Annotated in this window: 20 protein-coding genes and 1 pseudogene; 13 read left to right on the top strand and 8 right to left on the bottom strand. The window is 62.5% G+C overall.

All coding sequences use genetic code 11. The annotated features are described in order from the left end of the window. Position 1 precedes the first annotated feature (1 nt). From AC3B5Q_RS13160 to AC3B5Q_RS13140, 5 genes are all read left to right on the top strand, one after another. Positions 2-1480, top strand: a complete 1479-nt coding sequence (locus tag AC3B5Q_RS13160) for a PepSY domain-containing protein (protein ID WP_275967122.1) — start codon at positions 2-4, stop codon at positions 1478-1480. A 306-nt stretch (positions 1481-1786) separates the two neighbouring features. Beyond that, the gene (locus tag AC3B5Q_RS13155) at positions 1787-2077 is read left to right on the top strand and encodes a c-type cytochrome (protein WP_010954210.1); all 291 of its coding nucleotides are present in this window, start codon (positions 1787-1789) and stop codon (positions 2075-2077) included. A gap of 127 nt (positions 2078-2204) precedes the next feature. Then, the gene (locus AC3B5Q_RS13150; RefSeq protein ID WP_275967110.1) at positions 2205-2585 is read left to right on the top strand and encodes a DUF2946 family protein; all 381 of its coding nucleotides are present in this window, start codon (positions 2205-2207) and stop codon (positions 2583-2585) included. A gap of 110 nt (positions 2586-2695) precedes the next feature. Next, entirely contained in the window at positions 2696-4612 is a 1917-nt protein-coding gene (locus AC3B5Q_RS13145; RefSeq protein WP_275967111.1) for a TonB-dependent receptor domain-containing protein, read from the top strand. A 54-nt stretch (positions 4613-4666) separates the two neighbouring features. Beyond that, entirely contained in the window at positions 4667-5098 is a 432-nt protein-coding gene (locus tag AC3B5Q_RS13140) for a copper uptake system-associated protein (protein ID WP_275967112.1), read from the top strand. A gap of 227 nt (positions 5099-5325) precedes the next feature. On the opposite strand, the gene cydB (AC3B5Q_RS13135) is transcribed toward AC3B5Q_RS13140, so the two are convergent. The 5 genes and pseudogenes from cydB (AC3B5Q_RS13135) to AC3B5Q_RS13115 form a co-directional block, all read right to left on the bottom strand. Next, a complete protein-coding gene (cydB, locus tag AC3B5Q_RS13135) occupies positions 5326-6435 on the bottom strand; it encodes a cytochrome d ubiquinol oxidase subunit II (RefSeq protein ID WP_275967113.1) in 1110 nt (369 codons plus the stop codon). A 303-nt stretch (positions 6436-6738) separates the two neighbouring features. After that, positions 6739-6984 (bottom strand): annotated as a pseudogene (locus AC3B5Q_RS13130) (LysR family transcriptional regulator); the annotation flags it as partial. A 73-nt stretch (positions 6985-7057) separates the two neighbouring features. After that, positions 7058-7633: a putative natural product biosynthesis protein gene (locus AC3B5Q_RS13125; protein ID WP_275967114.1), complete on the bottom strand. Its 576-nt coding sequence runs from the start codon at positions 7631-7633 to the stop codon at positions 7058-7060. A gap of 77 nt (positions 7634-7710) precedes the next feature. Further along, positions 7711-8100, bottom strand: coding sequence for a DUF2946 family protein (locus tag AC3B5Q_RS13120; RefSeq protein WP_020193612.1), 390 nt, complete (start codon positions 8098-8100; stop codon positions 7711-7713). Between the two features lie 166 nt (positions 8101-8266). After that, entirely contained in the window at positions 8267-8644 is a 378-nt protein-coding gene (locus tag AC3B5Q_RS13115; RefSeq protein WP_275967115.1) for a DUF2946 family protein, read from the bottom strand. A gap of 288 nt (positions 8645-8932) precedes the next feature. Here AC3B5Q_RS13115 and AC3B5Q_RS13110 point away from each other — a divergent pair, with 288 nt between their 5' ends. From AC3B5Q_RS13110 to AC3B5Q_RS13085, 6 genes are all read left to right on the top strand, one after another. After that, complete coding sequence (locus AC3B5Q_RS13110; protein WP_275967116.1) at positions 8933-10348, top strand: cytochrome ubiquinol oxidase subunit I; 1416 nt, start codon at positions 8933-8935, stop codon at positions 10346-10348. A 1-nt stretch (position 10349) separates the two neighbouring features. Next, the gene (gene cydB, locus AC3B5Q_RS13105) at positions 10350-11357 is read left to right on the top strand and encodes a cytochrome d ubiquinol oxidase subunit II (protein WP_275967117.1); all 1008 of its coding nucleotides are present in this window, start codon (positions 10350-10352) and stop codon (positions 11355-11357) included. Positions 11358-11369: 12 nt separating this feature from the next. After that, positions 11370-11510 carry a DUF2474 domain-containing protein gene (locus AC3B5Q_RS13100; RefSeq protein ID WP_252461159.1) on the top strand — a complete coding sequence of 47 codons (141 nt, stop codon included), beginning with the start codon at positions 11370-11372 and terminating at the stop codon, positions 11508-11510. 101 nt (positions 11511-11611) lie between these two features. Further along, positions 11612-12019, top strand: coding sequence for a DUF2946 family protein (locus tag AC3B5Q_RS13095; RefSeq protein ID WP_275967118.1), 408 nt, complete (start codon positions 11612-11614; stop codon positions 12017-12019). A 78-nt stretch (positions 12020-12097) separates the two neighbouring features. After that, the gene (locus tag AC3B5Q_RS13090) at positions 12098-14149 is read left to right on the top strand and encodes a TonB-dependent receptor (protein WP_488392621.1); all 2052 of its coding nucleotides are present in this window, start codon (positions 12098-12100) and stop codon (positions 14147-14149) included. Between the two features lie 466 nt (positions 14150-14615). Continuing rightward, positions 14616-15674 carry a GGDEF domain-containing protein gene (locus AC3B5Q_RS13085; protein WP_028697422.1) on the top strand — a complete coding sequence of 353 codons (1059 nt, stop codon included), beginning with the start codon at positions 14616-14618 and terminating at the stop codon, positions 15672-15674. A 16-nt stretch (positions 15675-15690) separates the two neighbouring features. On the opposite strand, the gene AC3B5Q_RS13080 is transcribed toward AC3B5Q_RS13085, so the two are convergent. Continuing rightward, positions 15691-15822, bottom strand: a complete 132-nt coding sequence (locus AC3B5Q_RS13080) for a hypothetical protein (RefSeq protein WP_258036328.1) — start codon at positions 15820-15822, stop codon at positions 15691-15693. A gap of 155 nt (positions 15823-15977) precedes the next feature. On the opposite strand from AC3B5Q_RS13080, the gene AC3B5Q_RS13075 reads away from it, so the two are divergent. Next, entirely contained in the window at positions 15978-17102 is a 1125-nt protein-coding gene (locus AC3B5Q_RS13075) for a mechanosensitive ion channel family protein (RefSeq protein WP_021784636.1), read from the top strand. A gap of 79 nt (positions 17103-17181) precedes the next feature. Here the strand turns inward: AC3B5Q_RS13075 and AC3B5Q_RS13070 are convergent, their stop codons facing one another. Next, on the bottom strand, positions 17182-20229 hold the full coding sequence (locus AC3B5Q_RS13070) for an aminotransferase class III-fold pyridoxal phosphate-dependent enzyme (RefSeq protein WP_028697421.1): 3048 nt from the start codon (positions 20227-20229) through the stop codon (positions 17182-17184). A gap of 144 nt (positions 20230-20373) precedes the next feature. Between AC3B5Q_RS13070 and AC3B5Q_RS13065 the strand changes: the two genes are divergently transcribed. After that, positions 20374-20814: an Lrp/AsnC family transcriptional regulator gene (locus tag AC3B5Q_RS13065; RefSeq protein WP_021784634.1), complete on the top strand. Its 441-nt coding sequence runs from the start codon at positions 20374-20376 to the stop codon at positions 20812-20814. Between the two features lie 29 nt (positions 20815-20843). On the opposite strand, the gene AC3B5Q_RS13060 is transcribed toward AC3B5Q_RS13065, so the two are convergent. Then, the gene (locus AC3B5Q_RS13060) at positions 20844-21461 is read right to left on the bottom strand and encodes a dTMP kinase (protein ID WP_103444436.1); all 618 of its coding nucleotides are present in this window, start codon (positions 21459-21461) and stop codon (positions 20844-20846) included. Positions 21462-21509: the final 48 nt, after the last annotated feature.

Here is a 21509-nt window from a genome sequence, read left to right as displayed (position 1 = left end):
CGTGAAGCGCCAGCTGTACCTGTGGCACCGCTGGCTGGGCATCGTCGCCTGCCTGTTCATGGCGCTGTGGTTCGTCTCCGGGGTGGTCATGCTGTACGTCGGTTACCCCAAGCTGACACCGGCCGAGCGCCTGGCCCACCTGCCGGCTTTGCCGGCGGGGTGCTGCGCCGAGTTGCCCGAGCATTGGGCGCAACAGCCGCTGAAGGCGCTGCGCCTGACCAGCCTGGGCGGGCGTGCGCACTACGTGCTGGAACTGGCCGACGGTCGCCGCGTCATCCTCGATGCCGCCAGCGGCGAGCCTCTGGCTCGGGCCGACGCAGCCTGGGCCCTGGCCAATGCCCGGCAGTATGCCGGTGACGCCGCCAGGTTGGCTTACCTGGGCACCGTGGACGAGGACATGTGGACCCACTCCAGGGCATTGGATGGCGACCGCCCCTTGCATCACGTGCAGGTAGACGATACAGCCGGCACCTGGCTTTACCTGTCCAGCCGCACCGGCGAAGTGGTGCGTGACGCCACCGCCCAGGAGCGTGCCTGGAACTGGGTCGGTGCATGGCTGCATTGGCTCTATCCGCTACGGGGCGGGTTCGGCTTCGACAACGGCTGGCGTAACCTGGTGATCGGCCTGTCCCTGGCCGCAACGGTCATGGCGCTCCTGGGCATGACCGTTGGCATACTGCGCCTGCGGCTGCGCAAGCGCTATCGCAGCGGCTCGTGCAGCCCCTACCCTGGCGGCTGGCTGCGCTGGCACCACATCGGCGGGCTACTGTTCGGCACGGTGCTGGTGCTGTGGGTATTCAGCGGACTCATGTCGATGCGCCCCTGGGGTGTAACCGACAGTCGTTCGCAGCTGGCCCCCCAGGCGCTACGTCAGGGGCCACTACGCGCGATGGATATCGGCCAGACGGTTGCCCAGGCCATGGCCAGCCTGAGCCAGGAGCCTGGGTTCAACCCTGTCGAGATCCAGTGGCAACGCCTGGGCGGCGACACCTTCCTGGTTACCCGCAATGCCGCCGGCGATAGCCGGATTCTGGAAGCCGGCGCGCCGTCGGCGCGGGCCTTGTCCGAACGACGCTTGCTGACAGCAGCCCGTGCGATGGCGGCAGGCGTCGTGGTACAGGCCAACTGGCAAGGGCACTATGACGCCTACTATTTCACCCGTGACGCCCAGAGCATGTACGGCTTCCAGAGCCGCCCACTGCCGGTACTGCGCCTGCGCTTCGACGACCCCGCCAGCACGTGGGTCTACCTCGACCCGGCCAGCGCAGAAGTGGTAGCCAGCCACGATGCCAGGCAACGCACCGGTCGCTGGCTGTTCAACCTGTTGCACAGCTGGGATCTGCAGCCACTGCTGCAAAGGCCGGTGTTACGCGAAGGCCTGATCATCGCCTTGAGCATCGGCGGCCTGGTGGTTTCACTCAGCGGCGTCGTACTAGGCTGGCGAAGGCTACGCAGAATGACCGCTCGAGTTCGCGGTTGAGCCTCCTTTCGTGTTTCGCAGCGGCCTGAGCGATTGCCGCTGATCACTGAAAAAACAAAAGCCGGGACGGTAATGCGCCCCGGCTTTTGTTTGACCCGATGAAAACCCTGCCAAGAGTAAAACACCGGATCAACTTCAACGTAGCACGGCACCTGCAAGCCGCCACCCTGCGACAGTTCGCCGCACTCTGCCAGCCAGACAGGTAGATGAAGCCCTGACACCGCGCATGCGTCAGAACGTCGCACCTGACAGGGATAACCACGCTCTTAGACTCTGCCTTCCAATAAAAAACCTGAGAGGTCGGTCATGAAGAAAACACTGGCAATGCTTGCTTGCCTGGCAACCGCCAGCCTGGCTCAAGCAGCCCAGGACCCGGAGGCGGTCTTCAACCGCGCCTGCCAGATGTGCCACAACGGGCAATTGCCAATGGCGCCGAAGAAAGGTGACCACGAGGCCTGGAAGCCACGGCTGGCCCAAGGCAACGATGTACTGGTGAAGCACGTCACCGAAGGCTTCAACGCCATGCCGCCGCGCGGCCTGTGCATGGACTGCACCGCCGACGATTACAAGGCCGTAATCGACTACATGTCCAAGTGATTCGTGCGCCAGGGACGCGCCAGGTACTGTGCGCCCCTGGCAACCTGGTCGCACCTAACCATGATGGGCGGCGTTGCTGGACTCGCGCCTCGCCATTTTCAATCACAGCGAACACCGGGCAAAGGATATGCATCGAGCAGCAGGACGTCGCCGCGCACTCAGCTGGGGGATCTACGCCTGCGTGTTGTTCGCAGTGCTGCATTGCGGCCTAGGGCATGGTCAGGCCAGCGGCTTGATGCTCAACGGTGCAGGTGGCACTTTTTGTAGCCACTTGGCGACTGCAGCCAGCGCGGTCAGTTTCGACAAAGGGCTCGGCGCCGCCTTGGCTGGCGTATCCACCATCGATTGCCCGCTGTGCAACCATGCGGGCTTGGCAATCACCCTGCAACTGGTGGGCGTGGCATTCGCCCGACAAGCCTGCAAGCCCTTACTGCCCATCTTCCCCGCCACCTGGCCTCGCCTACGCTGGCTTGCAGCCAATCCCCGTGCCTCCCCCGCCCTGCCCTGAATCAGCCCGATAGTCGCACCACGCCCTTGGCGCTTATTCACATGGGGTGTCGCCGAGTGCGCGGACCACGGCTCGCCTTGCAACTTTTGCATTCAGGAATACCCAGAGCAATGAAGAACAAGACAATCTGCTGCGCAGCCGCACTCGCCCTTTCCAGTGGTACCGCACTGGCCCAGACCGACAGCGTGGAGCTGCCCGAAACCACGGTGGTCGGCACTTCGGTCATCGACCAGAACACGGTCGACAGCTTCGGCAGCCTCACCACCGTGGTCGGCCAGGAGCAGATCCGCGACCTCAACGCGCTCGACCTGTCCTCCGCGCTGCGTCGTACACCTGGCGTGGTGGTGTCGCGCTTCAACCCGGTCGGCTCGTTCGGCGGTGCCGAAGGCGGCGCGGTGTACATACGCGGCATGGGTGCCAGCCGCCCGGGCAGCGAGATCAAGACCTACATCGATGGCGTTCCCTTCTATATGGGCGTCTGGGGCCACCCGCTGCTCGACCTGCTGCCGATCAACGCGATGCAGAGCATCAGCGTGTACAAAGGCCCGCAGCTGCAGAAGTTCGGCAACACCTTCGCGGCCATCGACCTGACGCCCAAGGTTGCCGAGCAGGGCGACAACCACCATGGGGAGCTGCAACTCACCGGTGGCAGCTTCCGCACGGCCACCGAACAAGCCAGCCTGATTGGCCGCGAAGGCGATTTCGACTACCTGCTGGCCCAGGGGGCAGCCCACTCGGACGGTGACCGCAGTGACGGTGATGGCCGGCTGAACAATGGCATGGCGCGCTTGGGTTATCGGCTGAACGAGAACTGGAGCACTGGCTTGTTGGTGCTGCACGCCAACAACCAGGTCTCCGACCCCGGACAGAAAGGCCTGCCGGAAACCAAGAATGGCGAGTTCAATACCCGCGGCACGCTCGCTTCGCTGTCATTGGCCCACAATCACGAATGGGGCGATGGCAGCCTCAAGGTCTACCACAACGAAGGCCGAGGTTCGGCCCTTGACCAGACCGGCCTGGACGGCGACACCATCAGTGATTTCACCCTGCAGGGCATTCGCTGGGAAGAGCAGCTGCGCCCCTGGCAAGGCGGCGAAGTGGCCTTGGGCCTGGACATCGACGAGAGCAAGGGCGAAGTCCACTTCAAACGCATCGCCCCGGCGCCACAAGCGAAGTTCGACGCGCCCACCCTGCGCGTGACATCGCCGCACGTCGCCGTCAGCCATGCCTTTGCCCTCAACGACACCTGGACCCTGACCCCGTCGGCCGGCGTACGCACGTATGAGCACAACGTGTTCGACAACGCCACCGCCCCGCACGCGGGCCTTTTGCTGTCATCGAGCAATGTCGAGTTCCGTGCCAACGCTTCGCGCGGCATCAACTACCCAGGCCTGGAAGCTTCGGTGATGTCGAGCCTGATTCCGGCGCTCGGCGAAACCTGGAAAGACCTCAAGCCCGAGAAAGTCGACCACCAGGAACTGGGCGTGCGCTTCAACCCGATCGACAGCGCTACCCTCGACCTGGCGGTGTTCAAGGACAAGCTGCAGGACCGCTACCTGTTTGCCTTCCCACCGTCGGTGTCGCGCCCGTCGTATATCAACCTGGGTGATTACAACATCAAGGGCGCCGAGGCCACCTGGCAGCAACGCTGGACCAGCAACTGGAGCAGCTTCGTCGGGTTCACCTGGCTCGACCCTTCGCTCAAGACCCTGCCCTACGCACCGCAGAAATCGCTGTCGCTGGGCACCACCTACGAAACCGGGCCATGGCGCCTGTCGGCTGATGCACAGTACCAGAAAGACATGTACGTGCTGGCCGAGGAACGCACCGCCGGCGCCAGCAACTTCTCAAAGGTCGACAGCTTCACCGTGGTCAACATGCGCGTAGGTTATGCCGTACCCGCACTGGGCAAGGTCGGCGAAGTGTTCGTCGCCGTGGAAAACCTGTTCGACCGTGACTACGCCTACCGCACCAACTACCCGATGCCCGGCACTTCGGCGCAACTGGGTGTGAAGATGGGCTTCTGAGCCCTCCCCTGACGCTGCCGGCCTGCACCGGCAGCCCTTTCAAGGAATACGCGCATGAAAGCACCGATTCTCGCCCTGCTGCTAGCCTGCTGCCCACTGCTGGCCGTGGCCGATACCGCCAGCGAGCAGCAGAGCATTCAGCAACTGATGCGACACAACTTCGAACGCCCGGATGCGCCGCTGGACGTTGGCCCAGTTACCGTCCAGGGCGACCATGCGATAGCCGGCTGGTTGCAAGATCAGCGTGGCGGCCGCGCCTTGCTGCGTAAAGGGTCCCACGGCTGGCGCGTGGTGTTGTGCGCAGGCGATTCGCTGCTCGACCCGGCGACCCTGCGCAGCGCCGGGCTCGCCGAGCAGGACGCCCAGCAGTTGAGTCAGGCAGTGCTTCAGGCCGAAAGCAACCAGCCGGTGGATCGGGTCAAGCAGTTCGCCTTGTTCCAGGGGGGGGTCAAGGTCGACAAGGATGCCGCTCACGGCAATCACTGATCCCCTTCTCCAAGGGCCGGCACTCGCTATCCGCAAGCCGTCGGCCCTTTCGTCGGCACTGCCTTCTTTCGCAGCGACTGGCATGCGACTCGCCCTGATGGACGAAAAGCGTTCGGGCTGGCGAGGCCAGCGATGCACCTGCGCTGGCCTCGCGGCTACGCCTGCCGATTCCACCGGGTGCCTAGCATGCGGTATTGATAACGCCTTGGTTTTTTCCCCGCGCCCACCTACAGGATCGGCCTGGGGCTGTGCTGAAAGCTGTCCGCGACAGCGACCTGAGACAGCCGATTCCGGCTCCCGAGGCCGGCGCCTACCGTATAGGCCAGTAACATCGGCATCAGCACGCTGGCGAATATCAGCATCATCCCCATCATCTTTTCGCCACTTGCGGCATTCCACACGGTCAGGCTGGCCGACAGTTGCACGCTCGAAGGTACGATGAAGGGGAATAGTGCAACGCCAACACAGCACAGCATCGCCGTGATCGTCAGCGCGCTTGCGACCACCGCCAGACCTGCGCGCCCCCGGGCTGCGGCGCACAGGCTCAAGATCGTGCCGCCGACGGCGAGCACTGGCGCCAGAATGGCAGCAGGCCATGCTCGGAAGTTGGCCTGCCAGCCGGTATTGCCCGGCAGCACCACCCACTGGCCCGGCATGCACAAGGCAGCAGAATGGCCTCCCTCGGCAAGCGTGTAACCGCGCAGGTCTGCCGCCAACCATAGTGCAGCCGTTGAAAAACTGACCAAGAACACGACCCCTGCGCGACATGCCAGCTGGCGTGCGGCCGGGCGCAGGCTGCCAGCCCCCCGCAGCATGGCCCAGGTGGCGCCCAACTGGCAAAGCATGCTCAGGCTGACGAGCCCCACCAGCAGCGCGAAAGGCCTAAGCAGCCCGGACAACGTGCCATGAAAATGACTCACTTGCCCAGCACAGCGACTGAATGGCATACCGAGCAACAGGTTGCCGAGCACGACTCCGATCAGCATCGCGGGCATCAGCCCGATAACCTGCGCAGTCCAGGTCCGCAGCGACCGGGTGGCCTGCCCACAGGGTTCACACCTCAACGCAAGCACGCCGATTAACCCGCCCAGGCCAGGCAACCAGCCGACCGTAGGCCAGGCCGCCGAAAGCGTGCAGGACAACGCCAGCAACCACAGCAGCTTGATACGCCTGGGCAGGCTCGCGGGTCGAACCGGTTGCAGCGCCGCTCCGCTCTGCCCCTGCATGAATGGCAACAATACTCGCGCCCCCAAATCCAGGCCTTCGACTATCACCAGGCCGATCAGCAATGCGCCAATCAACAGCCACCATATGAATTTGAGCAGTTCGTGATCCATGGCTGGCCCTCCTGCAGGCAAGAAAACGGCCCGTCCGATTGGAGGGCCGTTGTCGTATGCCTGTACTGCACCGTGGATGGGAAAACGGCAAGACAGGCACCCCGCCATGCTAGGCGCAGGTAGCGACGGCCCCAACTGCGACCTTGCGCCACACACCCAGGCACGTGCCCATGACATGGGCATCTGCTTACTGCCCCGGCTCCTGGTGTGACGGTCTGTCGCAGCCTGCGCGGCGTAATGGCCTTAGCAGCACAGATCGTGGGCTTGTCTGGTCGCGGGCAGGTCCAGCAGCTGTTGCTGCACCTCACTCTCGGCCTTTTCTACCAGCTCAAGAATGAGCCGGCAGCGCGCCAGATAACGCTTGCCGGCTTCGGTCAGCGCGATGCGTCGGGTGGTGCGGTTGAGCAGGCGAATGCGCAGGTGAGTCTCCAGGTTCGACAGCATCCGGGAAACGCTGGCCGTGGTGGTGTCCAGGTATTCGGCCGCACCCGTCAGGCTGCCAGCCTGAACCACGCAGTTGAACGCGCGCATGGCTTGAAGTACATCCATCGTCGGTAACCTCATGTTGGAGCTTGGGCAAAGGGTGCAAGGACGGCGTCCGCCGCCGTCAACTGATCAAGGTTTAGCCGGGCACCGGCAGCCAGCGCCTGAAGCTACCTGCGCCTTTGCCATCGAGCGGGCTCCAGGAGAACTCCCAGGACGGTGGTGGCAGGTCCTCACCCTCCTGGGCCGTGAACGGGGTCGAACGGAACCCCGGCTTCCACTCCACGATCCGTTCGATCATGGGCTGCCACGCGAGGATCAGGCCACGGGCCTGGGACACATCGGTCGTTACCCAGAGCGCAGCTGCCGCCACCATGAACGCCTCAATATGCTCTTCGGTCACCCGGGCCTGGTACGGCGAGCTCAGCAACCAGCGGCAAACGCTGATGTAGTACGTCCAATCCAGCGCCGGATGGTGTCGGTAGGCCCAAGTCATGAAGCGTCGGAACAACTCAAGCCCCTCTGGCGGGTCGAGCTTCAGCAAGCCTGGGCAAACATCGAATAGCGTGTGCCAGTAAGGCAGCAGGCGCGCATCGAGGTTGACGAAGCTGCGGGCATTGCAGGGGTAATCGGGAAACGGCAACAGGAAGTCGCCAGTGCGCGACGGGCGAACGGAGGGTTCCAGCAACGCTGAAGCGTTCAGGGTACGAGACATCGTGTGCTCCTGGGTACGGCTAGCCATCGGCAGGCCGACGCCCCGCTTTTAGCGGGTGCGGCCTGGGTCCTTGCAGGTCAGGCGATCGCTTTTGGGGAGGCACGGGGGTTGATCGACGGCCAGCAGTGCCGGGGCGAATGCACCAGAACAGCGGGTTGCTGGTCGACAGGCAGCACAGGCAGGGCAAAGCCGGCCAGGATCAACGAGGCAGGCAGTGGTGCAGGGCCGCCTTGGGCGCAGCAGCAATGCCCGGGGGCGGACGTCTTCGGGCTAAGGTTGCCGTCCTTGTCCAGCATGGCCGGCTGTACGCCGCCCGACGAGCAATAACTGCCCGCCAGCAACTGCGCCAGGCTCAGGTCGCCCAGGGTACTGGCCATGGGCAATGCCAGTACCTTGAGCAGCATGGCAAGCAGCGCGGCGACCCAGAGGTTATCCCAGGTGCGTGCGCGCAGGCCGCAATGGCGCATGTTCACGCCTCGCCAGGTAGCGCGGGCGTGGAGATTGGACAGGTCATGAGGGCTTCTCTCCAACGACGGTCAAACCAACCGGCAGGCGCATACCTGAGCATGCACCGTGGATCCGGCGTGTTAATGGCAGGCACAGGCCTGCCACGGCGCCTAGGCGCAGGTGGCGTCAGAGAGGTGAAGCGCGAGGGTTGGACGAAGGCCAGCAATAGCGCGGAGGCGCTTGGCTGCGGACCTCGCGCATGATCGGGCGGCGGTTGGCACTGGCCAGCAGCCAAGCGACACCGATCAGGAATACCAGGGTAAGAAAAGCCGCCGAGCCCATCGGGCAACTGAACGGAATACTCAGGTCGCCCACCAGGGCGCCGTCCTGCTTGGCCTTCAGTGAGCCGGTATCGCCACCTAAGCTGCAGAACGCACCGCCGAAACCATTCAGCGCCAGCCCCAATGCCTGCCCGTGGGCAAGGCCACAGCCAAGTACATTGAACAGGACACAGAAGTACAGTGCCCAGGCAATGAGGGGACGGTTTGAAGGCAGACGGTTCATGGGCGGCGACTTTAGCATCGAAACCGGCCCCGTAGAAGCATCACCTCCGCCCTGCCCCCTCTGCGACAAGCCGTCACACCCGGCGCGGTTGGCCTCGATTCACCCGCGCAGGTGGCCCACAGGGACAGATTGTCGCAGTTGGTCACACCCGCCACCGTCCTTACAGTGGCGCCGCCATCGCAATGGCCCGAGTAATTCCCCCAGAAACCAACGCTGAGCCGGCCAGGACCCGGGCTCTGCTTCCCGAAACCGGCGCCGAGGTGCGCCACCCTGTGAGGCCCCATCATCATGAGCGTGCTCGAGGCGCTAGACCTGGCTCGAATCCAGTTCGCCTTCACTGTTTCCTTCCATATCCTGTTCCCTGCCATCACCATCGGCCTTGCCAGTTACCTGGCAGTGCTCGAAGGCCTGTGGCTGCGAACGAATCAGCAGGTCTACCGCGACCTCTGCCATTTCTGGTCGAAGATCTTCGCCGTCAACTTTGGCATGGGCGTAGTGTCCGGCCTGGTCATGGCTTACCAGTTCGGCACCAACTGGAGCCGGTTCTCCGACTTCGCTGGTGCCATTACCGGCCCGTTGCTGACCTATGAAGTGCTCACCGCGTTCTTCCTGGAAGCAGGCTTTCTTGGCGTCATGCTATTTGGCTGGAACCGTGTTGGCCGTGGCCTGCACTTCTTCTCCACGGTGATGGTGGCGCTCGGCACGCTGGTCTCGACCTTCTGGATACTGGCCTCCAACAGCTGGATGCAGACGCCCCAAGGCTATGAGATTGTCGATGGCCGGGTGATTCCGGTGGACTGGCTGGCCGTCATCTTCAACCCCTCATTCCCCTACCGACTGATGCACATGGCCACAGCCGCATTCGTTGCCACGGCGTTCTTCGTCGGCGCCTCAGCGGCCTGGCACCTGCTGCGCGGGCGTGACAACCCAGCCATCCGCAAGATGCTGTCGATGGCCATGTGGATGGCGCTGGTCGTGGCTCCTATCCAAGCCGTGATTGGCGACTTCCATGGGCTTAACACCCTCAAGCACCAACCGGTGAAAATAGCGGCGATCGAAGGCCACTGGGAGAACAAACCGGGTGAACCGACCCCTCTGATCCTGTTCGGCATCCCCGACATGCAGGCCGAAACCACCCGCTTCAAGATCGAGATCCCCGCCCTCGGCAGCCTGATCCTGACCCACAGCCTGGACAAACAGGTACCGGCGATGAAGGAATTCCCGCCTGAGGACCGGCCCAACTCGACCATCGTCTTCTGGTCGTTCCGGATCATGGTCGGCCTCGGCTTCCTGATGATCTTCGTTGGCCTGTGGAGCCTGTGGCTGCGCAAGCGCGGCACGCTCTACACCTCGCGCCCGTTCCTGTACCTGACATTGTGGATGGGGCCGTCGGGACTGATCGCCATTCTCGCCGGCTGGTTCACTACCGAAATCGGCCGCCAGCCGTGGGTGGTGTACGGCTTGCAGCGCACTGCCGATGGTGTGTCGAACCATGACGCCACCCAGCTCAGCATTACCTTGGTCGCGTTCGTGGTGGTCTATTTCGCCCTGTTCGGCACAGGGCTCGGCTACATGATGCGCCTGGTACGCAAAGGGCCTAAACCTGGCGAAGGCGACCAACACACCCCAGGCGGCCCAGGCCAGCAACATACTCCGGCACGGCCGCTGTCCGCCGCCGACGATTACCAGGCAGAGGTGAACTGACATGGGCATCGACCTTCCATTGATCTGGGCGGTGATCATCATCTTCGGTGTGATGATGTATGTGGTAATGGACGGCTTCGACCTGGGGATCGGCATGCTCTTCCCCTTCGTCAAGGACGCACGTGACCGGGATGTGATGATGAACACCGTCGCCCCGGTATGGGACGGCAACGAAACCTGGTTGATCCTTGGCGGTGCAGCCCTGTTCGGCGCCTTTCCGCTGGCCTACGCGGTGGTGCTGGAGGCGCTCTACCTGCCGCTGATCCTGATGCTGATCGGCCTGATCTTCCGGGGCGTGGCCTTCGAGTTCCGTTTCAAGGCCAAACCCGCCAAGCGTCACCTCTGGGACAAGGCCTTCATCTGGGGCTCGCTGGTCGCGACCTTTTCCCAGGGTGTTGCCCTGGGCGCCTTCATCGAAGGCATCAAGGTGGTCGAGCGCAAATACGCTGGAGGGGCGCTCGACTGGTTCACGCCGTTCAGCCTGTTCTGCGGGCTGGGCCTGGTGGTCGCCTACACCCTGCTCGGTTGCACCTGGCTGGTGATGAAGACCGAAGGGCCGCTGCAGCAGCGCATGCACGATGTTGCCAGGCCGTTGGCGTTGGTACTGTTGGTGGTGATCGCCGTGGTCAGCCTGTGGACACCGCTGGCCTACCCGCAAATCGCTGCGCGCTGGTTCAGCATGCCCAACCTGCTCTGGTTCATGCCGGTGCCGATCCTGGTGGTGGTAACGTTCTACGGGCTGCTACGTGCCGTGGCACGCAACGCGCACTACACGCCGTTCTTGCTGACCCTGGCCCTGATTTTCCTGGGCTACAGCGGCCTTGGCATCAGCCTGTGGCCAAACATCATCCCGCCGTCGATCAGCATCTGGGAAGCCGCAGCGCCGCCGCAGAGCCAAGGCTTCATGCTGGTGGGCACACTGTTCATCCTGCCCATCATCCTCGGCTACACGTTCTGGAGCTATTACGTGTTCCGCGGCAAGGTGACCCATGAAGACGGCTATCACTAGGAGCACTACGTGATGACACCCGATGTGAAGCAACCGATGTGGCGCCGACTTACCTGGTTGCTGCTGATCTGGGCAGGCAGTGTGGCGGCGCTGGGTCTGTTCGCTTGGCTGATCCGACTGTTCATGATGGCCGCCGGCATGCGCAGCCATTGAGCCCTCGCCGTGGTGCGCCTGCGACAAAATGGCGCACCACGGAACTTGTACAGCCCGCAACGGATGCGGCTTAATGCGCGCCATATTCGCTCGGGTGACTCATGCTTTCACGTGCACGTGCGCATCTTTGTCTGTTCGCCTGCTTCGCCGTGCTGTTCAACCTGCTGGCGATGCCGCTCGACCGTGCCTTGCAATCACCCCGCATCGACAGCCAATCGCTGATTCTCGGCAGCTTTTGCAGCCTGCACGGTGCACAGAGCCTGCCCAAGTCACTGCTGGCCCAGCTCAAGGCCGAGCTGCCGCAACTCGACGATCAGCCGGACATGAAACACCAGGCGGGCGACTGCTGCTGTGGTCACGCCGGGCATGCCTTGCTGGCCAGCGACTATTATCGCCACCTGTTCCCCCGCTACTGGCCTGACACACTGTTGCTCAGTAACAGCCACAGGCTGTCGCTGCCGCGCGAACAGTGGCCAAAGCTCAACCCTCGCGCCTCTCCCCTGGCCTGACCTGTCGTTGCTTGCCCACGGCTGCCCCGTGACCTGCGGTGCGCAGCCTTGCCCGACTGTCTGACCAGGAAACCTTCCATGCCTGCGTTCCGTTGCACCGCACGCGCTGTCCTGCCCGTGCTCGCTTTGTTCAGCCTCAGCCCCCTGTCGCTGGCCGTTGCCGAAACTCTGCCTGCTGAAAACTCCACCCTCACCCTTGGCGCGGTCAACGTGACCAGTACCGAAAGCGGCCCGCTGGCCACCAGCAGCGTGCTCAGCTCGGTGGACATCCTGGGCGGTGATATCCTCGAAAAAATGCCCGTGACCTACAGCTGGGAGCTGTTCCGCCGGGCACCGGGGGTGATGCTCACCGAGTTCAACCAAGGCACCACCTCCGGCAAGCTTTCGTTCCGCGGCTTCAATGGCGAAGGCGAGGTCAACGCCGTGAAACTGTTGATCGATGGTATTCCCAGCAATACCAATGACGGCAACATGCCCTTCATCGACTCGGTGTTCCCCATGGACATCGACAGCATCGAAGTGGTGCGCGGCACCAGCGACCCGCGCTATGGCCTGAACAACATCGCCGGTAACGTCAACATCAACACCCGCACCGGCGGCAACTACAACAAGGCGCGCCTGCGCTACGGCAGCTTCAACACCCGCGAGGTGCAACTGGCCAAGGGCATCGAGACCAGCAACTGGACGCAGAACTACTTCTTCGCCCGCCAGCAGGTCGACGGCTACCGCGACCATGCCGACACCGAACGCTACAGTTTCGGCGGCAAGTGGTTCTATACCCCTGACGATGGCAGCTACCGCCTTGGCCTGATCGCCCGCCACTACGAGTCCGAAGCCCAGGAGGCCGGCTACCTGACCGAGGATGACGCCCGCCATCATCCGCGCATGAGCAATGACTACAACGCCACGGACAAAGGCACGCGGCGAATGAACCAGGTCAGCGTGCACTTCGACACCGACCTGGCCGAAACGCTGTCCTGGTCAGCCAAGACCTACCTCAACACCTATGACGACCGTCGCTGGACGCAGTACTGGCGCACCAGTTCACAGCAGGAGCGCGATACCTACGAGGACCAGTACGGTGCCATCACCTCGCTGACCTGGCGGCCACAGGTGGACTGGCTGCACGCCTTTGCGCTGGAAGGTGGCAGCGATGTGCAGAAGCAACAGAACCGCAGCGAACGCTACCGCACCGTGGAGCGTGTACGCCAGGCGCAGACACGCGACCAGGACTTCGACTTCAACACGGTCGGTGCCTATGTGCAGGCGGAGATCGAGCCGTTCGAGTCGCTGAAGATCGTGCCGGCCTACCGGGTGGACAAAATCAGTGGTGACTTCACCAACAAGATGACCGGGCAGGACTCCGACATCAACGACTACGGGCTGATCAAGCAGCCCAAGCTCAGCATTGTCTATTCGCCGTGGAAGTTCGCCAGCGTTTACGCCAACTGGGGCCGCACCTTCCAGGTCGGGACGGGCGCCGCAGCCTACAAGGTGCCGCCGCGCAACGAGGACCTGGACCCTTCTATCAACGAAGGCTGGGAAACTGGCATCAAGTTCACCCCGGCCAGCTGGGTCGATGGCCGCGTGGCCTATTGGCGTCAGGACGCCTCTGGAGAAGTGAGCCGTCGCCTGAACGACCCCAGCGGCGAGTCGGACAACGTCGGCGAAACACGCCGCTGGGGCTACGACCTGCAGGTCAACCTGCACCCGGACGAACGCACCGAGGTGTGGATGTCCTACTCCTGGCAGTACTCCAAGATCCTTGAACCCAGCAGCGTGTTACCAGGCAGCAAGGGCCAGGAAATCGATCACGTGCCACACCATCTGTGGAACACCGGCATCAGCTACCAGGCCACCCCTGCCCTGCAATTGACGGCCTGGATCAATGGCCAGACCAACTACTACCTGGAACGCGAGAATACCCAGGGCCGGTATGGCGGTTACGTGCTCACGAATCTTGGCGCGACCTACAAGGTCACCGAAACGATGAGTGTCGACCTGCAATTTAAGAACCTCACCAACCGCTACTACGAGTACGTGTGGTACGACCCGGATGGTGCGGATGCCTCCCTCCACTCCCCGGGTGACGGTCGTGCACTGTATGCCGGCGTGACGTTCGATTTTTGAAAGCCTGCACGTTGGTCGGCGCCAGTGGTTCGGGCAACGCCCTAAGCTGCCTTGGCTTGCTCGACCACTTGTTGGCCGTCGCGATCGATTGGCTTTCGAATTGCCGGAAAACAGGCTATGTTCGTGATACGGAACTTGCGAGGGAAACCTGGCCTTCGGCCAAGGAAGGGATCCGCGCAACGACATGAAATGCGGAAAACGTCGCAGGTGCCGTAGCCGTGGTGATAGCCAGTTCTGCACTGCCACTACCTACCGCAACGCTTTCTGAATCCAGCAATCAAACATGGCGAAGGGCATCACATGTGAACGCCAGGAGGCTTTTCCAGGGCGCCGTCAAAGTACCGGTATCCGCTACCGGTCACGAGTGGCGTCACCAGCCATGACAAACCTTGATCCCCGCGATGAAATAGCGCGCTCCGTACGGACGGATCGGCTCGAACAGCTGTTCGTCCAGTCGGCGCCTGCGGTGCTTGGCAGCTTCCTGGCCGCCATAATGCTGTGCTGGTTGGGCTGGGAGCGTTTCGACCAGCAAAGGGTCATCGTCTGGATGACGTTATTGGGCCTGTCGACCGGCGTGCGTGCCGCCATGTTCTTGGCCTATCTGCGAGCACCGGCCAACCTGCGTACGGCCGAACGCTGGGAGTGGCGTTACTGGGTCACGCTGATGCTGTCGGCGGCTATCTGGGGTTGGGGCGCATTTGCCGTAATGCCCGCCGACGACGCGCTGGGGCAGACGCTGATCATGCTGTTTGCCGTCGGGATGTCTGTCAGCGCGGTGTCGTGCTACTCCTCTTACCGCAACATGACCCTGGTGTCGATGGGCCTGGTCTTGCTGCCTTCTACGGGCTGGCTACTGCTGCAACCTTCCACGCTGCAACAAGGGATAGCCTTGGCGGTATTGGTATTCGCCTGGTTCGTGGTCAGCGCGACGCAAAGCCTGTCCTCTGCATTGACGACGGCCTGGCGCCTGAAACACGAAATGCAACGCGCGCATCGGCTGGCCATGGTGGCCTCGTGCACGGACGAACTGACTGGCCTGAACAACCGCCGTGCTTTTTTCGACAACGCCTCGACGCAACACGCCCGGTGCAAGGACGCAGGTGCATTCATGGCCGTGTTGATGCTGGACGTCGACCATTTCAAACAGATCAACGACACGTTCGGGCATGCCGCAGGCGACCAGGTGCTGCAGCGCATCGGTGCAGTGATCAGTGCCAGCCTGCGTGACAACGACATTGCCGGCAGGCTGGGCGGCGAGGAGTTCGCCATCCTGCTGCCCAATACACCGTTAGCCACGGCCATCGAGGTTGCCGAGCGCCTGCGGGCCCTGATAGCCAAACTGCGTGTAAATGAGCAACACCCGGTCACCGCAAGCATAGGTTTAGCGTTCGCGAAGGCCCCTGCCACTGAGCTCAGCGCCTTGCTCAGCAGCGCAGACAGCGCCATGTACCTTTCCAAGGTATCGGGCCGTAACCGGGTCACGGTCGCCGAACCGGAGCAGGAAGCATTGCGCAAGCAGCACTAGCCCATCCAGGGAGTTGCTATGCAGGGTCCTGGGCCGCAGTCTCACCCGGCGCTGGGCGCAGCGTGCGCACGGCATCGTCGAACAGGTGCTGGTTGGCATGGGCCTGCAGCCGTTGCGGCAAGCGTGCGTTGGCAATCGAATCCCGCAAGTCGTGCCAATGCTGAACAAACTGTTGCAGTTATTGAAAAAAATCTACCGAGACTGACTCCGTCTGCCCCGCGCGGTGAAATCCGATCGACCTGTAGCGCCTCTTTGACGTCCCAAGAAAGCACCTTGGCAAATCAACCCAGAGGCGAGGTACTCATGAACGACCGCATCATCGCGTTTTTCAGCGACACCACCGTATTTGGCATCTCCATTCTCAATCTGCTGGTGGCGCTGACAGTCGCCATCGTGACCTTCATGGTCGCCCGTGCCGCAATCAGTTTCCTGATACGCCGGATACGGCGGTGGTCCGAACACGAAGGCCCATTGAGCCAGGTAATGGCCAAGGTGCTTTCCGGCACCAGCAACTTTCTTTTGTTGCTGGCCTCATTGCTGGTGGGCCTGAGCATGCTCGACCTGCCCGAGCGCTGGCTGAGCAGGGTCAGCAGCCTGTGGTTCGTGGTCGCGGCCCTGCAGATTGGCCTGTGGGCCAACCGCGCCATCGGCCTGGGCCTGAGCCGCTACTTCGCCCGCCACCGTACCGACGGCCTGAACCAGGGCAGCGCGCTGGCTACCCTTTCGGCCTGGGGCGCGCGGGTACTGCTGTGGTCTGTGGTGGTGCTGGCGATGCTGTCGAACCTGGGGGTGAACATCACCGCCTTCGTCGCCAGCCTTGGCGTGGGCGGCATCGCGGTGGCGCTGGCTGTGCAGAATATCCTCGGCGACCTGTTCGCTTCGTTGTCGATCGCCGTGGACAAGCCGTTCGAGATCGGTGACTTCATCGTCATTGGGCCCCTGGCGGGCACCGTTGAGCACGTCGGCCTCAAAACCACACGCATCCGCAGCCTTGGTGGCGAACAGATCGTCATGGCCAACGCCAGCATGATCAGCAGCACGATCCAGAATTACAAGCGCTTGCAAGAGCGTCGCATCGTGTTCGAGTTCGGGCTTTCCTACGACACGCCAACCGAGGCTGTGAAGAAAGCGCCAGGCATCGTAGAAGACGCCATCAAGGCCCAGGAGCAGGCGCGTTTCGATCGCGCTCACCTGCGCGGCTTCGGCAAAGAGGCGCTGGAGTTCGAGTGTGTCTACATCGTCCAGGACCCAGGCTACAACCTGTACATGGACATTCAGCAGGCGATCAACTTCAGGCTGCTGGAGCGGTTTTCGAAAATCGGCGCAAGGTTCGCCGTACCGGTGCGAGCGATCAAGGTCACGGCATTGCCAGAAGCATCCGGCCTGCATGGCCAGGCTCGCGAAGGCCTGGGCATCAGAGGGGCTTGAATCTGGCAAACTTGCCCAGAGCGCCAGACAGGCGCGACGCAGGGCGTGCTCATGGACACGCCCTGCTCGCCCTGAAACGCTATTTCAGCGCCGCGATGAAGCTGTCTTTCAGCACCTCGAGAAGAAAGTCCGCATTGGCCCGGCTGAAAATCATCGAGGGCCGCATTTTCAGCACGTTGTCATGCGGGCCTTCGGTGCCGATCAACACGCCACGCTCCCGGGCGCCATCCGCCACTTTTCTGGCCAGGGCCGTGGCTGGCGCCTTCGACTGGCGGTCGGTAACCAGCACGACGCCGAGAAACAGGCCCAACCCGCGCACATCACCAATCACCTCGAACTGCTGCTGAAGCGTGCGCAAACCATCGAGCAGGTAATGGCCGACATTCAAGGCGTTTTCTTTCAACTGGTCGCGCTCGATTGCATCCAGCACCGCCAGGCCTACCGCACATGACACTGGGTTACCGGCGAAGGTGTTGAAATACTCCATGCCGTTGTTGAAAGCATCGGCAACCTCGCGCGTGGTCACTACCGCCGACATCGGGTGGCCGTTACCAATGGGTTTGCCCATGCTGACGGCATCCGGGACCACGCCCTGGGTCTCGAATGCCCACCAGTGGCTGCCGACCCGGCCAAACCCGACCTGAACCTCATCGGCCAGGCACAGCCCACCTTCGGCTCGCACCATGGCGTACACCTCCTTGAGGTAGTGTTCGGGCAAAAACACCTGCCCCGCCACGCTCGGGATCGACTCGGCAATGAAAAAACCGGGGCGCTTGCCTGCCTTGCGCATGGCATCCAGCTGCTCTGCCACCGACTCGGCAAAGCGCTTGCCGTGCGCTTCCACGGGCCAGTGCTCGGGGGCGTAGTAGCTGTCCGGGACTACGGCCTCGTAAACATGCGCCGCCCTGCCCTTACCCGCCTTGCGCTTGTACTTGTAAGGGCTCAGATCAATCAGTTCCTGCGTGGTGCCGTGGTAGGCCCAGTCCAGCACGATCGCCTGATCACTGCCTGTGTAATTGCGCGCCATACGCAGCATCAGGCTGTTGGCCTCACTCCCCGAGCAGCCAAAGGACGCTACGCAAAGGCCCTTTGGCAAAGTGCCGGTCAGGCGTTCGGCGTATTCGACGATATTGTCGTGCAGGTAGCGGGTATTGGTGTTGAGCAGCGCAGCCTGGCGGGTCAGGGCCTCGACCACGTCGGGATGACTATGGCCCAGGTGGCAGACGTTGTTGAAGCAGTCCAGGTAGGCCCGCCCGAAGTTGTCGATCAGCCATACGCCATCCCCGCGCACGAACTTGATCGGATCGGTGTACGAAATGGACAGGTTAGGGAGCAGCAGTTCCTTGCGCCTGGTAATGATCTGGGCCTTGGTCATCCCCTGCTGGCTGTAGGTCTCTGGCGGGATACCGGCCAGGGCCGAAGCATCGGGGAACAGGTCGGCCCACGCGTCGCGGTACGCTGGCTCACCCACGCCAATGACCTCGTGCGCGCTCAGCCGGGTATCAGTGACCACCTGCAGATGCAGGTGGGGAATCCAGCCGCCGTTCTCGTGATCGCTGCCCATGTAGCCGACCAGGTCGCCAGCTTCAAGCTTGTCACCGGCCTTCAAACGGCTGAGCGCCTCGTGGGCCATGTGCCCCCACAGCGTCAAAAATGGCGGGCAACCGGGTGGGGTATGCTCGAGCATCACCAGGCCGCCATAACCCAGCGGGCCTGGCTCGACCTCGACGCTTCTGACGGTGCCGGCGATCGGTGCGTACAACGGGGTACCCGCTGGCATCACCAGGTCTACCCCGATATGCAGGGTACGGTGCTGCCCCTTGATGAAGCGAGACTCGAAGGCGCTGTCGGTATAGATGGCACGTATCTCGCCCCATGGTCCGATGGCCAGCGCCACCTTGTGCGCGGCAGAGAATTCATTCCACCACCGCGTCGCATCTGCCGGGCGCTGCTGGGCCGAGGCGATGGTCATCTCATGGCTGGCATCGCCAAACGGCGCGATCACCTTGTCGAGAATGGCCGCTGACGGGCGCACCAGGTCGGCAAACGACTTGTGGTTGTCGGCAATCCAGCGGCGGACCTCCCCCGCACCTTCGATGGCATCGAAACCACAGGCCTTGCGCAGAATGCCGGTGGCCAACCGTGGGTTCATCGAATCAAGCTGCTCCAGCAGGCGCCAGGCAGGCGCTTCACTGATCGCCAGGTAAGGGTTGTCGTCGGTCTGGTCCTGCCGGGAAGCGGAGAACGTGACGCTGATGACCAAGCGCATGGCTATCAGGTTGAACAACACATCAAGCTCTTGCGCTTGCAACGGGTACTTCTCATGGAAGCCGGCCACCAGCGCAGCCGCAGCGCCGATCGGGTCGTCCATGTCGAGAATGGCGTAGGCGCTGGCGATCGCTACCTCGGCAATCAGAACGGTGTGCACGGCATCGCCAAAATCGATGAAGCCAGTCACGTTACCGGCCGTTTCGGCATCGACCAGGATGTTCCAGTCGTTGGCGTCGTTGTGGATCACCTGGGCCCGAAGGGACGCCAGCTTCGGCTGTACAGCCTGTTCGAACCGGGCGATGAAGCGCTCGGCAATGGCCCGGCGATCAGGGTCCTTGATGCAGTGCAGCCGCGAGCGGGAACGCGCAGCGTGGCGTAAGTCCCAGTCCAGGTCGCGGACTGCGCCCGGGTGCATGAAGCCTTGCAGGGCACGGTCAAGTTCACCGAGTGCCTGGCCGAAGTTTCTCATCAGCGCCATGGAACGACTGGCCTTGGCAAGTGGCGTGCCGGCCAGCCAGCTGACCAGGCGCACGGCGTGCTTTTCACCGGTGCTGCTGGCCACAGACGGCAGGTAGTCGCCAGTCACGCTGGCCCGCAGGTGCGGCACGCCCAAATGCGCGCCATGCACGGCCAAGTGATCGAGTAGCGCGGTTTGAAACTCGCTTTCTACCCTGGGCTCGCTGGCATTGACGATTTTCAGTATCCAGCCTGCATCTACGCCCGTATCCAGCCGGTAATTGCGATCACGTTCCCCATCCAAGGGCGTTGCAGTGCCGGTGACATTGAAGAAATCTTTTGCAAGGCCCTCTGCATCGCTTGCCGAAAACCGAGGTGCCGGGTGGGAAAGGTCTGTCATATCATCAGGTTCCGAGCGCGCGAATTGTTTTTGCAATAGCTTGTCATGCACAGCCGAAACGGACACCCTGCATACGGTCGGGCGCAACAGGCATAATGCCGGTTCCGACCGGCATAATGACGGCAAGTTTATCAAGGGGGTGGAATGCGTGATCTGGACGCTAAAGATCGTGAGATTCTTGAGGTACTGTCAAAGGACGCGCGCATTGCGCTCAAGGCACTAGCCGGCCGCATAGGCCTTTCCAGAAGCGCCACCACCGAGCGGGTAGCCAACCTTGAACGCAGCGGAATCATTCGCGGTTATCGCGCTGACATCGGCGAAATAGACGCCAACGTCATACGCGCCATCTTGCTGGTGACGTTGCAGCGCACGCCTGCCATGGGGCTGCTCGACCAGTTGGCAACGGACGCGCGCGTGCGACGGGTTTCATCGGTGAGCGGTCAGCTTGACCTGGTGGTTGAAGTGGAGACCCGGACGATCGACGACCTCAACCAGGTACGCGACAACGTGGCACGTCACGAATCGGTGGATGACATCACCACGTCGGTAGTCCTGCGCCGTGACATCGACCGGCAGGGCGCCTGATACCTGCAAAGGCAGTATTCACCCCTGCCTCAGAGGTGTCGAAGCACGCCCTGAATCTCGCGAACGACCTGCCGCGTTGCCTCGTCGACAGTCCCTTCATTGCGGCACAGCACCCAGCCTTGCTCTGTAACTGCACGCTCGAACGCCTCGGTACAGGCAACCTGTTCATCCAGGTTATGGATCACCGTACTGCCCAGCCCACGTGTGCGCGCCGCGGCCCTTGCCCATGAGGTTTCAGGCGTTGTGACCACACCGACATGCAGATCGGGTACTTGCACGTTCCGTTCGAGGTTCAGGCGCAGGATCTTGTCAAACGGCACAGTGCGGCGAAATGCAGCGTCAGAGGGGTACCAGCGATCAATCAGGATGATGCTGTCAGCGGGCTGCCTGGGCAGTACATGCCGGGAAATCCAGGCGCGGCTTTCAGCGAAGCGCTCGCAAACCTTGAACTCAAGGTCCTGGCAAGGGCTTCTGGAAAGCTGGTTGACCAAGGCCATGGTCTCGCCCCGGTGAGGGTCATTCTTTCTTTCGCAGAGGCGGATCACCTTGTTCCCGTCCAGCCGCAAGGCTTGAGTGACGGCCTCCAGCAGCGTGGTCTTGCCGGTACCCTTGGGCCCATCGATGGAAATAAACAGTGGGCGGTTCATCTTGCAATACCAGTTGGCTCAAGCGCGGGATGAGACCATTGATCGCAG

The sequence above is a fragment of the Pseudomonas sp. D5(2026) genome, from assembly GCF_057766845.1.
Note: the sequence above shows the minus strand (reverse complement) of the source record. Positions and strands in the feature narration are given on the sequence as shown.

Bases quoted from the DNA above. Each gene is read 5' to 3' on its own strand.
- AC3B5Q_RS13095 (WP_275967118.1), top strand. From the start codon at position 11,612: ATGCTTTCACGTGCACGTGCGCATCTTTGTCTGTTCGCCTGCTTCGCC.
- AC3B5Q_RS13070 (WP_028697421.1), bottom strand. From the start codon at position 20,229: ATGACAGACCTTTCCCACCCGGCACCTCGGTTTTCGGCAAGCGATGCA.
- AC3B5Q_RS13145 (WP_275967111.1), top strand. From the start codon at position 2,696: ATGAAGAACAAGACAATCTGCTGCGCAGCCGCACTCGCCCTTTCCAGT.
- AC3B5Q_RS13150 (WP_275967110.1), top strand. From the start codon at position 2,205: ATGCATCGAGCAGCAGGACGTCGCCGCGCACTCAGCTGGGGGATCTAC.
- AC3B5Q_RS13065 (WP_021784634.1), top strand. From the start codon at position 20,374: ATGCGTGATCTGGACGCTAAAGATCGTGAGATTCTTGAGGTACTGTCA.
- AC3B5Q_RS13100 (WP_252461159.1), top strand. From the start codon at position 11,370: ATGACACCCGATGTGAAGCAACCGATGTGGCGCCGACTTACCTGGTTG.
- AC3B5Q_RS13120 (WP_020193612.1), bottom strand. From the start codon at position 8,100: ATGCGCCATTGCGGCCTGCGCGCACGCACCTGGGATAACCTCTGGGTC.
- AC3B5Q_RS13090 (WP_488392621.1), top strand. From the start codon at position 12,098: ATGCCTGCGTTCCGTTGCACCGCACGCGCTGTCCTGCCCGTGCTCGCT.
- AC3B5Q_RS13060 (WP_103444436.1), bottom strand. From the start codon at position 21,461: ATGAACCGCCCACTGTTTATTTCCATCGATGGGCCCAAGGGTACCGGC.
- AC3B5Q_RS13115 (WP_275967115.1), bottom strand. From the start codon at position 8,644: ATGAACCGTCTGCCTTCAAACCGTCCCCTCATTGCCTGGGCACTGTAC.
- cydB (WP_275967117.1), top strand. From the start codon at position 10,350: ATGGGCATCGACCTTCCATTGATCTGGGCGGTGATCATCATCTTCGGT.
- AC3B5Q_RS13155 (WP_010954210.1), top strand. From the start codon at position 1,787: ATGAAGAAAACACTGGCAATGCTTGCTTGCCTGGCAACCGCCAGCCTG.
- AC3B5Q_RS13075 (WP_021784636.1), top strand. From the start codon at position 15,978: ATGAACGACCGCATCATCGCGTTTTTCAGCGACACCACCGTATTTGGC.
- AC3B5Q_RS13140 (WP_275967112.1), top strand. From the start codon at position 4,667: ATGAAAGCACCGATTCTCGCCCTGCTGCTAGCCTGCTGCCCACTGCTG.
- AC3B5Q_RS13125 (WP_275967114.1), bottom strand. From the start codon at position 7,633: ATGTCTCGTACCCTGAACGCTTCAGCGTTGCTGGAACCCTCCGTTCGC.
- cydB (WP_275967113.1), bottom strand. From the start codon at position 6,435: ATGGATCACGAACTGCTCAAATTCATATGGTGGCTGTTGATTGGCGCA.
- AC3B5Q_RS13110 (WP_275967116.1), top strand. From the start codon at position 8,933: ATGAGCGTGCTCGAGGCGCTAGACCTGGCTCGAATCCAGTTCGCCTTC.